Annotated in this window: 7 protein-coding genes; all 7 read right to left on the bottom strand. The window is 45.9% G+C overall.

From position 1 onward, the window contains the following. Positions 1 to 9: 9 nt before the first annotated feature. The 7 genes from G7Y37_RS02550 to G7Y37_RS02520 all read right to left on the bottom strand — a co-directional run bounded on the left by G7Y37_RS02550 (position 10) and on the right by G7Y37_RS02520 (position 12,857). Positions 10 to 1,464, bottom strand: coding sequence for a sodium-dependent transporter (locus G7Y37_RS02550; RefSeq protein WP_165061325.1), 1,455 nt, complete (start codon positions 1,462 to 1,464; stop codon positions 10 to 12). A gap of 113 nt (positions 1,465 to 1,577) precedes the next feature. Beyond that, a complete protein-coding gene (locus G7Y37_RS02545) occupies positions 1,578 to 1,796 on the bottom strand; it encodes a hypothetical protein (RefSeq protein ID WP_165061322.1) in 219 nt (72 codons plus the stop codon). Continuing rightward, positions 1,783 to 2,544, bottom strand: a complete 762-nt coding sequence (gene truA, locus G7Y37_RS02540) for a tRNA pseudouridine(38-40) synthase TruA (protein ID WP_165061318.1) — start codon at positions 2,542 to 2,544, stop codon at positions 1,783 to 1,785. The genes G7Y37_RS02545 and truA overlap by 14 nt, the downstream gene beginning before the upstream one ends. Before the next feature lie 109 nt (positions 2,545 to 2,653). Beyond that, a complete protein-coding gene (gene dnaE / locus G7Y37_RS02535) occupies positions 2,654 to 6,109 on the bottom strand; it encodes a DNA polymerase III subunit alpha (protein WP_165061315.1) in 3,456 nt (1,151 codons plus the stop codon). A gap of 283 nt (positions 6,110 to 6,392) precedes the next feature. After that, complete coding sequence (locus G7Y37_RS02530) at positions 6,393 to 8,561, bottom strand: hypothetical protein (RefSeq protein ID WP_165061311.1); 2,169 nt, start codon at positions 8,559 to 8,561, stop codon at positions 6,393 to 6,395. A gap of 61 nt (positions 8,562 to 8,622) precedes the next feature. Further along, positions 8,623 to 11,055: a DUF4886 domain-containing protein gene (locus G7Y37_RS02525; protein ID WP_165061307.1), complete on the bottom strand. Its 2,433-nt coding sequence runs from the start codon at positions 11,053 to 11,055 to the stop codon at positions 8,623 to 8,625. A 203-nt stretch (positions 11,056 to 11,258) separates the two neighbouring features. Further along, positions 11,259 to 12,857, bottom strand: a complete 1,599-nt coding sequence (locus G7Y37_RS02520; RefSeq protein ID WP_165061304.1) for a hypothetical protein — start codon at positions 12,855 to 12,857, stop codon at positions 11,259 to 11,261. Positions 12,858 to 12,871 lie beyond the last annotated feature (14 nt).

Raw genomic sequence — 12,871 nt, 5'->3', positions numbered from 1 at the left:
AACTCCTAACTAAAGCGTAATAACATGCATAGTATTCAATATGTAAGCAACCAAAATTACTACAACGAAAATTGGCGCAATATATTTAATCATAACCACAAACAACTTCTCGCCGTTAAATTTACTCGACTGCTTCACTTCGTCAACTATGACTTTCGGCTTTATTATCCAGCCGATAAAAATGCAAGTAAGCAGCGCCACAATAGGCATCATAATAGTGTTCGACAGGAAATCGAAGAAATCGAGCAATTGCGAATCTTGGTATTCACCTATGCCGAATAATGTATACATCAAATCGACCGACAGCATATTGTCGTAGCCCATATTCACAATTACGCCTACCACGGTAACAAACGCTGCGCAAACAGCAATTGAAAATGCGCGACCACGACCTGTCGCATCGTCCACAATAGAAACAAGCGTTTCGAAAAGCGAGATGCAGCTGGTCAGCGCCGCAAAAAACACAAGTGCAAAAAAGGCGAAACCTACAATGTTTCCCATTATGTCGCCTGCAAAATTAAACCCGTTAAACACCTGCGGAAGCACGCCAAACATTAGCCCCGGACCCGCTTTTGCCGCAACCGCATCAGCGCCGCCTTGAACCGCTACAGCTGCCGGAATTATCATCATGCCAGCAAGAATAGCTATGCCGGTATCAAAAATCTCAATACGGCGCACCGAATGCTCCAAGTCTTCTTTTTTTGAAAAGTAGGAACCGTAGGTAATCATAATTCCCATAGCTAGCGACAAACTAAAAAACATCTGCCCCATAGCCGCCACCACAAGTTCCACGCTAAATTTTGAAAAGTCGGGAATTAGATAATACGCAAGACCATCAAGCGCGCCCGGCAATGTAAGCGAGAAAGCAGAAATTGCTATCGCCATGATGATAAGCGCCACCATAAGCACTTTACTCACACGCTCGATGCCGCGCTTCACGCCCAATGCCGCAACCGCAACCACCATTAGGATAAATGCAATCATCCAAGCGTAAGTTTCAGGGTTTTGAAGAATGAAGCCCGTAAAGTATCCATCATCGGCTATAACAGAGGAAGGCGTGAACAGGTAAGAAAACATGTATTTCGTAACCCAGCCGCCGATAAGCGCATAGTACGGGGTAATTATGAACGGCACCGCACTAGCCAGTATCCCAATTATCATGTATTTCTTGCCGAATGCGCGGAAAGCACCTATGGCTGATTGACCGGTTTTTCTGCCGAGCGCAGACTCCGCCATCATTAGGGCGAAACCAAACGTAATAACTAGCAGTATGTATACAAGCAGAAACGCACCGCCGCCATACTTAGCAGCAAGATACGGAAATCGCCACAAGTTTCCCAAGCCAACTGCAGATGCTGCAGCCGCCAAAATAAAGCCCCATTTTCCAGACCACGATGACCTGCCACTAGACGCTGCTCCATCATGACCGTTGGATTTCACGGGCGCATTTGTTGTCTGACCCATTGTTCTATCCTCCGATTCTGTTTCGCACGATTATATCCGCTCGAACAACTGAAACCGAATCCAAAGCATTAAATGTGTCATACAGTATGAGTAGAGGTAATTACTACGTTAAATTAAACAAGACGTGAAGCATCCACGGAAACAAGATGCCCATCATGCGTTTCAAACAAGCACAGCCGCCCATCGCCTTCATATAGACAAGAAAAACGCGATGGCACATGCGCGGGCGGTACTCTTTCGGGCTTTTCCGCATCGCCATTAACGGCGCTAGCCACATCGGCATATTTAATGTATTTGCGCTTCGTTTTGCTCATGATTTCAATATTCGACATGCCACAGAAAAAGACCCTTACCGGGGGCATTTTCACCAGCAGCTTGGCGATTTCGCGCAGCAAGCACATCTGTCATCCAATTAGGTTCACGCTTGCCGCGCCCCACAAGCACAAGCGACCCAACAATAGCCCGCACCATAGAATGCAGAAAAGCATTGCCTACAACCTTCACCACAAGCATGTTTTCGCCCAATATAAAATCTTGCGAAAACGAAATTTCATGCACGTTGCGATGCGTAGGCTTGCCTTCAGCAGATGCAGCCATACAGAAACTTTTGAAATCGTGCTCTCCAATTAAATATTGTGCAGCCTGTTGCATTGCTTGCACGTTCAGCGCCTGCGAAACATGCCAGCTGAAATTGGCTGCAAAAACAGGCGGCGTATCCTGCTGGCATATGTAATAGCGATATTCGCGATATTTCGCATCGAAGCGCGCTGAAAACCCACGTGGGCGCAGCTGCACATCTCGCACCGATATATCGTCGTGTGAAAGCGCGTTCATCGATCGCAAAAACGCTCTGCTGCCGCGCTGCTGCATTTCGTTTTCCGCAGCCTGAAAACTGACCACCTGCCCAAGCGCATGAACGCCCGCATCGGTACGACCTGCACACACGGTTTCAACTTGCCGGCGAAAAATTAGCTGGAGCGCATGTTCCAGTTCGCCCTGCACAGTAAGCTGCCCGGGCTGGCGCGCAAACCCGCTAAACGCCGCCCCGTTATAAGCCACCAGCACCGAATATGTAGTCATATCATCCATGACTACATTTTATGCGATTAAGAAATGCATTCGGCGCATAAAGTCGGAAAGGTGAAGTGAAGGCTGCGCAGCTTCTTAGCGCAGCCTTTCCGGTTTTACCCTAAACAGCCCTGCCGAATAGTTGATTTAGCTCGTTGCGCATTATTGGAGAACGAGCATCTACCGTTATAGGCAATTCCGCGCGGAAATTATGCCCATCGGATTGCGTTATAAGAATGCACACGCCATCGCGCCCGGGGAATTGCCGCAGAATACGGTTCAATCTTTGTGAGCGATTAGCGTCAAATTCACCAGCACGCAAACGCAGCTCTAAATGCTCGGGGGCGCGACTGCCTTCCTTGCCTTCTAGTTGTATAGCCTCTATTTCGTTCGCCAAAATTTGGTTGCCGCGATCGTTTGCTTCAAACTTGCCACGCACGCGCACTATTGAATCTTCCACTACGGCATCTTGGAATTTCTCAAAATCGAAGGTGATGCACTCTACCCAACCAGTCGTATCCTCTAGCGTAAATGTTGCCATCTTCGTACCGCGCTTCGTTAGACGCACATTAACACCGGAGATAAGCCCCACATAGTTCGATATTTTTACATCATGCTTCGTCTCGGCTAAATCGCCCAAACTGCAGCGCGACATGAGAGCTATAGCATCTTCATACGGATCAAGAGGATGCCCCGACACGTAAATGCCCATGGTGTCTTTCTCGTTCTTTAGCTTCAAGCGCAGCGGCCACTCCACGCCATCGGGTGCGGGTACTTCTTCTTTGAAGCCCGAGTCTTCTATGTCGCCAAACATGTCGAACATGGAAACTTGTCCGCGATCGTTATCGCGCTGACGGCGCGCAACATCATCAAGCAGCGAAGTTTCGTCTACGAAATGTATCAACTGTTTGCGCGTATAACCCGTAGAGTCGAACGCACCACCCATTATTAAAGCTTCAAGCGTTTTGCGATTCCAGCACTTATAGTCAACGCGATTCACAAAATCGTGCAAACTGCTAAATGCTCCATTGCGCTCGCGCTCGGCAATAATTTCTTCCGCTACATTGCGTCCAACACCGCGCACGCCGACCAAACCAAAACGAATACCACCCTCAACCGGCGTAAATTCAGCATTCGATGAATTTACATCAGGCGGCAAAACCGCTATGCCACTATGCTTGCAGCTGGCAATATAGCGTATCAGCCTATCGGTTTTGCCCATGTAGCTAGAAAGAACAGCCGCCATGTAATCGTTAGGGTAATGCGCTTTCAAAAACGCTGTGCGCATAACAAGAATCGCATATGCCGCTGAGTGCGATTTATTAAAAGCGTACTTAGCGAATTTCTCGGCATCGTTCCAAATTTGCTTGGCAATTTCAAGCGGAAAACCGTTTTCTACCGCGCCATTATTCCAGTCTTCCTGAAGCTCTTTCATAACGTCGAGCTTTTTCTTGCCCATAGCCTTGCGCAACTTGTCAGCCTTTCCAGCTGAAAAGCCACTCATCGCCATAGAAATCTGCATGATCTGCTCTTGATAGACCATGGTGCCATATGTTTCTTCCAAAATAGGACGCAGGCGCTCGTCGTAATAGTGAATTTGCGTTTTGCCCGATGCAACTTTTACATAGTCGTCCACCATGCCCGACTCTAGCGGACCCGGACGGTTCAACGCGATTGAAGCCACAATATCGGAGAAGCGTCGCGGGGGCAGACGCTTGAACAGGCTTACATAAAGCGCACTTTCAACTTGGAACAAGCCATCCATATTGCCCGAGCGCATAAGTTCAAATGCAGCCTCATCGTCGGTCGGTATTTCTTCAGGAATTATTTTTTCACCGGTGCGAGCCTCTATGTTGCGGCACGCGCGCGACAACACACCCAGCGTGCGCAACCCCAAAAAGTCCATCTTCAAAAGACCAAGTTCGGGGGTGTAGTGCCCATCGTATTGGGTAATTATGCCGCCACCCTTAGTGTCGCGTTTCATAGGTACATGGTCGCTCATAGGATCGCGGCAAATAATTGTGGCGCAAGCATGCACGCCTTCACCGCGCACATGCCCCTCAATTGACAAAGCTCCATCCAGAATTTTCTTCGCCACTTCATCGGTTTCATAAGCAGTTTTTAGGTCGGGGTTTTTGGCAATAGCATCTTTAATACTTATACCCAACTCATCTGGAATCATCTTCGATATGCGATCGCCCGAACCATAATCGAAGCCCAGTACACGCGCAGCATCGCGCACAGCATTTCGCGCCTGCAACGTACCAAATGTAATAACGCCCGCTACATGATCTTCGCCATAAACCTGCTTTATGTGCTCAATAACTTCACCGCGCCGTTCATCGTCGAAATCGACATCAATATCGGGCATTTCCACGCGCTCGGGTGACAAAAAGCGTTCGAACAGCAAGCCGTTAGTCAGCGGGTCAAGATCGGTAATTCCCATGGCGTAAGACACAATAGCGCCTGCAGCAGACCCACGTCCGGGACCAACTCCAATACCCTGACTGCGCGCCCACTCTATATATTCCTGAACAATAAGAAAGTATGCCGGAAAACCCTGCTGGATAATAATGCTCATCTCGTAGTCGGCGCGCTCTTGCGCCTCGGGAGGCACCGGCGCTCCATAGCGGCGCTCAAGGCCCGCTTGTACCTGCTTGCGAAAATAGCTTTCCTCCGTTTCGCCTTCGGGTAGAGGAAATTTAGGCAAGATACTGTCGCGCTCAAGTTCAACGTTGCACTTCGCCGCCAGTTCTACCGTGTTATCACACGCTTCCGGGAAATCAGCCATAACGGCTCGCATTTCTTCCTCAGTTTTCATGTAGAACTGATCGTTTTCAAACTTCATCCGCTTAACATCGTTCACAGAAGCGCCCGTACCTATGCATAGCATAAGATCTTGCGCGGTAGCGTCTTCCTGAAGCAAATAATGAAAGTCGTTCGTGGCGATAGTTTTCAAACCAACTTCTTGCGCCACTTTCACCAGCTGATGATTTAGCTGCGTCTGCGTAAGACCACCGTCGGTGGTAAGCCCTTGGTTTTGCAGCTCTATATAAAAGTCGCCCTCGTCAAAACATGCAGCCAGCGTTCGTGCCCACTGTACAGCTTCATTAAATTGCCCTGCGTCTATCATGCGCGGAACAATGCCCGCGATGCATGCCGACGCACCTATTATTCCGCTACCGTATTTCTGCAATTGCTCTAGCGTGGTACGCGGCTTGTAGTAGAAATTATCAACATGGCTTTCGCTAACAAGCTTTAGCAAGTTGTGATAACCCTGCGTAGTCTTCGCCAACAACAACAGGTGATAAAGCCTAGGTTTAACATCGGTTCTAAGTTCGCTATCGGTCGTAAAATAAACCTCGCAACCATAGATTGGCTTTACAGTTTTACCAGTTTCCGCCTTTACAGCTGCACAGGCATCGCACAGTTCCACCACACCGCTCATAACACCATGGTCGGTTATTGCTACTGCAGGCATACCTAAGTCAGCTGCGCGACGAACCATGTCTTTAACATGGGTTATTCCGTCCAAAAGAGAGTATTCAGTATGATTGTGCAAATGCACGAATGCCATATCTTGCGCCTCGGTTCTATGATTAATGCGCCATGTTGTGTTTTGAATGCGAATGCGGCGCTTCGTTTGTCTATGCCATCATAGCAGCATTCAGACTTCGCGAACATCGAACATTCTATGCATTTTCGATTGATTTTACATTTAACGGCATATTAGGAGACGCAAACTGTAAATAGCGCATTACAAGACAGGATACAGCATCTGCAGTTTATTACATAAATATTGCTTGTTTTTAGAAGGAGGCGCAAGGAATATGCGTTCCTTGCACCCCCATATTGTGAGTTTACGCCCTGCGTGATGCTGTATCTGTCTTGTTTGCTTTTCGACGACGCATGCAAACAATTGATGCCGCAAGAGTTACCGCAGACACAAGCGCCATAACAATACCCGTTATAAGCAAGGCTGCGTTCATAGGATTATCTCCCGTTTTAGCCAGAGAAGTGCCCGCAGCTAATACGTTTTGCGCAGGAAGCTTAGTAGGCACACGCACATATTTCGTAACGGTATTAGTGTTAGGCTTGGTAGGACTTGTGGGCTCAACACCTCCGGGTTCATTATCGCTTGGCTTTGTTGGATCGGCGGGCGCATTAGATGCAAGCTTATAAACTATATCTGCACGCTTTAGAGCACCAGTATCTGTATCGCGCGTGTCTACTCTGCTCTCTAATACATAATCTCCAACATGTTCAGGTGTATCTGCTATGGCATACGAATAGATACTTTTAGCGCCAGCATTGTATTTAGGAAGCTCTATGAAAGCATCTTGCGTGCTTTCTCCTGCATTTACTTCCACAAAATCCATTTCATCTTCGCCCGCTTGTTTAGAAAGAGACACACGAAGAGGCGAAGTGTCTTTATCTGAGCTACCTTCCCACTTCACACTGTATTCCACTTGCGTGAGATGCAGCGTGTGATTAAACGCAGGATACATGGCTTTTGATTTCTCTGTTTCTATATCAGGAGATACTGTGCATGAAATAGATGAAGCCCTATCCGCTTTCACGCTCTCATGCATTGGATCTATTACAGATGCAAGCCATGTACTTTGTGCATCTATACCCTCTATGGTGGCACTTTGATCGGGCGCTAGGTAAAGCACTCCGTCTTCTGTAAGATGTGCGCCGTCCACATCTCCTGCAGTTGTACCGTTTGCGGCACGCAAAGTGCCATCATCTGCAATGCGCACTTCGCATTCAAGCACAGTACCTGCTAAGTCTTTAACCTTTAAGGCGTAGGTGCGCGCATCGTCTGACGTATCAATATGTATGACATACGGAAAAAGCGCATCTTTTGCAAACTTGGGAAGTGAAGTGTCATCAGAGTAGTCGCGCTGGGCGCAAAGCATGTTTGTTATAGAAATCTTGCCCGTAGTATGCGTCTCTGCTTCCTCGCTTGTAAGTATCAAATTTTGGAAAGGCAGATACAGGGCAACAGATTCACCTTCAGGTATTACGCCTTCAAAGATGCCACTATATCCACTTACTTGGTTTTCTGTTATGTGCAAGGCTCTGTCAGATGTATCACTACCATCTGTAAGGTGCTGTATGACCGAATATGTAATGCCACTTGGAAGACTCGGAAAGTGTGCATAGTCGCCACAGCGCAGATACACCATAAGCTCTACTGTGTTTGCACTAGAGCTATACGCGGGCTCTGTGCTGTAAGAAGAGCCTAGCGGGATATCTTCTTCTGCTGCCCTAGATACGGGAAGCGACTTGTTTGTTTTTGGCTCTTGTTCACTAGCTGCAGCAGAAGATGTGCCAGAAGACGAGCTAGCAGCAGAGGGTGAAGCAGCAGACGAATCAGCGGACAAACTATCAGAAGATGAGCTGCCAGAGGCGCTAGCAGAAGATCTCTCGGAAGAGCTGTCAGGCGCAGAAGCTGCATCCACCGAAGAAGATTCTGCCTTATCAGCCGTGTCATTTTCGGATGTTTCATCCTGCTTTGTCTGTTGTTCATCCTCTAGTGGTTCACTAACACAAGGAAGCGAACGAACCTCAGATGCAACCGCTTCAACACTTCTGGCGGCATTCTGCTCAACCACATCTTTGTCGCTATCATCTCGCACATATATATCTGGAATGAAACTAGCTTTATCATATATGTAACCTTCAGGCGCGCTATCAAGTTCAAATTTGATGGAGTATGTATACGTGCGCTCAATATCTCCCTCATCTTTTATGTGCACCTGCGCGCCTTCCGTATTGATAAGTTCAGTATGCATTAGAAGTCCGCCTGTTACGTCAGACGGAATTACAGGCGCAACCGGCGCATCAGGGGCTTGCACAACATCGCGGTTATTAACCACATCTAGGCGCGTTGCAGATAAGGTTGAAGGCACCATTAAGCAAAGCGACACAACAAGACACACCGCACTTACAACCAGTGTTTTTGTCTTGAAGAAAGTGTGTGTCTGTTTGTTTTTAATGCGGTTGGTACGCATGTCTCTCATCCTTTTCTGCATCGTCTTTAACCGTGTTGGATTGAAGGTACTTAATGCCCTAGATAATGCCCTAGACATCCTCTGTAAGGGATTTCAGCATGTCATATATATCTTTTGAGCACGGCATAGTGGCTTGCTCGTCAAAGTAGTAATTGCCATCCGCGCCTATACAGGGTTCATCTACCTCTGCCCATGCGCCCTCTACATCCAAGTTGTAATCCCAGCCACCTGAATAGCTCACATGTGCACTGTCGATAAGAAGTCCAGTTACTTCTTCTGGTTGAAGCAGCGCTGCCCAGTAGTAATAGCCATCCTTGTCATATACCCACACATTGGTCGGAGCGCTACCACTCTCACATGCCTTTTTATAATCGGAAATAGTCATTACAGAAGACTCAGGAATGGCGCGGGCACTATGTTCAACCCACATACCTTCCGTGCCGTCATAGAGTGCCTCTTTAGCACGCAGCTTATCTCCCGCTTTCCAAGATGCATAGTCAACGAACGCTTGCTCATATGTTCCACGTACATCGTTTGCGCTACTTTGCAGGTTCTTGTTAAAAGTTGGCATATAGTAGGCACCACTACCGCCAAATGCTATGTCTACCTTACCTTTTGCGTATGTACCATCTGCTCTATATTCAAGCGGTGTGTCTGGCTCTATATCTTGTACTGTATGACTTGTGGAATACCTCTTAGTAGATAGCTCGTGACTAAGTTTTACGCGCACAAGAACAGGCTGCGCTTCTTTGTCTCCATCATCCGATGCATAGTTTTCGAAGTATACGTTTTTATCTCCGTCAGATTTAAAACCTGAGAAATCGTCATGTAGACGAGCGCCTGTGATAGTGTTCGTATTTCCATCGGTGTTAGAAGTGGTGGCACACTCTACAACAACACTAACTTCAATCTCGCCTGTTGCGCCATTAAATGTAGCTTCATCGCCGTTATATTTCTTGCCATCAATTACAAAAGTAGGACCAAAAACGGTAATTCCAGAAGATGTAATCTTGCCACCACTTGTAAGGTTAAGTACATGGCTTCCACTAGCGTTGTACATTTTGAGCGTAAGACCTACCGGAATATTTATATCGCTTGCGCTTTTACACTGCCCTAGAATCTCAACTGTATCTCCCGGATGTGCAGCACTTATAGCCTCACTAAGAGAATCGTAAGGGATACTATTAATAAGCGCATATGTAAGACGATTGGGATAGCTTACAGATACTTCTGCAATACGATTAGCACACGCTGCATCTGCAGCAGAAAACGCACCAGTATAGGAAGTGTCAGACACACTAAATGAATCCCTACCATCTGCCAATATAAGCATGTCTTGATATTCAGTAAGAATTGATTGCGCTATACAGGCAGATACTAAGTAATTACCTTTGGAATTAACATGCGTAGAGTCGCTTAAAAATGCAAAATCGTTACCATTGCCTAAATAAGTTTGCCCAGCATCGCGTATTACAGTACATCCGGGTATAACAAAATCTACCACTCCAGCCTGTTCAACCGCTTCAACACACGCCTTAGAGTTTGTATAGCATTCATCCACTGTACCCGAATAACCATCTCTTGCACCGATACCCATATTGGATTTTTTGCTTGCACTACATTTATCAACCCAATCAGCAAACCATGCAATCTTGGCTCCCGGTTGGCGAGAACTATCATGTAAAAGGTCTACAACTCTCTGCAGTCCATTCTTGAACTCATCCGGTGTACACTGCGAAGCCGATTCCATCCAATCCTGCACAACAATTACGTCCCATACATCTTTTGCTTGTAGTTCTGCAACATAATTAGCTCCACAAGCATTAACACCCGTTATGTGGTTTATCTGCGTACACCTAGGGCGAGATGCGTTTGTCTTAAAAAGCCCATGAGCACCAGCTGAGTTTCCTGTAAGTTCAATCTTTATGTTTGTGCCTAATCCGGCAGACTTAAGGCTATTGCATAGCGCTTGATCAGATGCAATATTTAAGAATGTGTGACTATTTCCTATCCTTAATACACGCAATTCCTCAAGTTTTAATTGTATATCGGGATGCGATTCAGTATATCTACCTGCACAAGAATTCATATGGGCATACATCTCAAATTGCCTATTCTGAGGAAACGCATCGTCTGCAATGTTTGTTACAGAATCAGACACTTTAATGGTATTTAGATTCGTGCAGTCCTTAAAAATGCTTGATGATATAGATGTAACACCATCGCTTACAACAATGTCAGTAATACTTGAATTAGCAATATCGTTGTACCATTGCACCTCAAAACTTGAACCCTGAATATTAGGCATATTGCCAGTACCGGATATAGTTAAAGTACATTTATTACTACCACTATTAACCACGCTGTAAGTAAGCGATGAATTAGGAATGCATCCTGACTTTGCAGTATCTGCAAATGCCACAAAAGGCACTAGCAGCATTACTGCAAGCAAAAGCATTATGAACTTAATTACAATACTTTTTATATCCTTTATAGCTTTCATCGCTTACCTTTGTCTTTCCATATTTACTAACTAATCAATCTGTAAGTAATGAATAGGTAGTTAAATTATTCGTCTAAGAAAAGTTATTGTGGTGAGGTAGCGATATAAAAATTGAACTATTCGCTACCCCAGCGATTGTTTCTAACACAAAACTCACTTTGTAATATAAAATCGCACACTATGTCGTTATTGACAGAATTACTCTAGTACCGAATGACAAACATAGGCATCACATACAGAGAAGATGCGCTTTCACAGTTTTCCCAATTTGCCTTATCAGAAGATCCATCTAGATAAACAGCAGCCATAACTGTAAGAGGAGCCGCTTCTTGCTTCCCATTCCAAGCAGAAGTACTAATTAGCATACGATCATCAGCCGAAAAACCAGAGCATAGATTACGAACAAGAGCCTCGTTAGCCACCATCTCGGGCGTCATGTTCAATCCGGTAGAAGCATCGAATGTAGCATTTACACCATCAACTCTATACGTGTTAAACGTACTCGTTACAGTATCTCCTAAAGTAGGCAAAGTAATTTTCTGATTAACTGCATTTGCGGCTTTCCCTGAAATGTTAAATGCATAGTCTTTAGCTACAGCACAACTGGCAATAGTTGGCTTATTTGCAAGCCAGCCATCTGCTTCAGCGCTGTTAATGTAGGTGTTTACCCATGTTTTATCGAAAGATACACCGGCTTCTATAGGCTTAGTTGCTTGATCTACACTAACTTTATTCTCTTGCGAAGTTAAAAGCACAGCCTCACGAGTTTTTTCATTGCGACCGATAATCGTGAATTTGGTGTCATCGATATTAACCTCGCCTGATCCAATTTCAGCAGCAGCAATCGCAGCGCTCTGGGTTGCGTTTACTCGACCGAGCGATTTAGCGAACATGTTGTAGATACCCTCAGACATCTCCATTGTGCCATCTTTGTCAAAGTAGTATTTACCATCTTTCACACAGGGTTCGTTGATGTCTGCATAAGTGCCCTGAACATTGATGGTGTAGTTCCAGCCGCTGGTAGAATTTACAGCAGCATCGTTGATAAGAAGACCAGTTACCTCTCCGGGCTGAACAGCACTTGCCCAGTAGTAGAAACCATCTGTGTCATACACCCAAGAAGCTGCAGGAGAGCCAGCAGTTGTCCACTCGGTAACTGAAGAGAATACTTGGCTGGCAGGAATTGCTTTAGCCTTATGCTCAACGGCTTCAGCAGAAGAGGCGCCATCATAACCTATTTCTGTTTCTTGCGCTGCTTGATCTAATGCCCAATCAGTGTAGTTAGGAGATGGGTTCTTTGAACTTCTAACATCGTTGTCGGTACTATTAATATTCTTGTTAAAAGTTGGCATGTAGAACTCGCCGCTACCACCTAGAGTTACTGCAATATCACCGGATGTATACTGGTTATTAGCAGTAGGAGCAAGTGCGGTATCAGCCGCTATAACAGTTTGTTCTGCATCTGATACAGAAGCCTGAGTTTTGTATTCATGCGTTAGCTTTGCACGAACCAATACAGGGTTTGCTGTAACCGTATCACTACTTGTTACATAGTTTTCAAAGTAGACATTTTTGTCATGTCCATCTTTAAAACCATTAAAATCGTCATGTAAACGTGCGGCTGTGTAAGACGTTGTTGCGCTCGGCGGGTTTGAGTCATTATTAGGCGTTAATGCACCTGTCACAGCAGCAAAGGTAGCAGGTACACCAATAGCAAGTGCAAGTGTTACAGACAAACCTGCTGTTAGCGCCTTCTTTCCCTTCCTCTTTTGCTTAGGCTCTGTTACTGTCGTATAAGACATTTTTAGAGCTCCTT

This window comes from Adlercreutzia sp. ZJ154, from assembly GCF_011039055.1.
Classification (GTDB): Bacteria; Actinomycetota; Coriobacteriia; order Coriobacteriales; family Eggerthellaceae; genus Adlercreutzia_A.
The sequence above is the reverse complement of the archived record's forward strand: the minus strand, read 5'-3'. Positions and strand labels throughout refer to the sequence as shown.

Coding starts and splice junctions, on each gene's coding strand:
- G7Y37_RS02530 (WP_165061311.1), bottom strand. CDS start 8,561: ATGAGAGACATGCGTACCAACCGCATTAAAAACAAACAGACACACACT.
- G7Y37_RS02520 (WP_165061304.1), bottom strand. CDS start 12,857: ATGTCTTATACGACAGTAACAGAGCCTAAGCAAAAGAGGAAGGGAAAG.
- G7Y37_RS02525 (WP_165061307.1), bottom strand. CDS start 11,055: ATGAAAGCTATAAAGGATATAAAAAGTATTGTAATTAAGTTCATAATG.
- G7Y37_RS02545 (WP_165061322.1), bottom strand. CDS start 1,796: ATGTCGAATATTGAAATCATGAGCAAAACGAAGCGCAAATACATTAAA.
- G7Y37_RS02550 (WP_165061325.1), bottom strand. CDS start 1,464: ATGGGTCAGACAACAAATGCGCCCGTGAAATCCAACGGTCATGATGGA.
- truA (WP_165061318.1), bottom strand. CDS start 2,544: ATGACTACATATTCGGTGCTGGTGGCTTATAACGGGGCGGCGTTTAGC.
- dnaE (WP_165061315.1), bottom strand. CDS start 6,109: ATGGCATTCGTGCATTTGCACAATCATACTGAATACTCTCTTTTGGAC.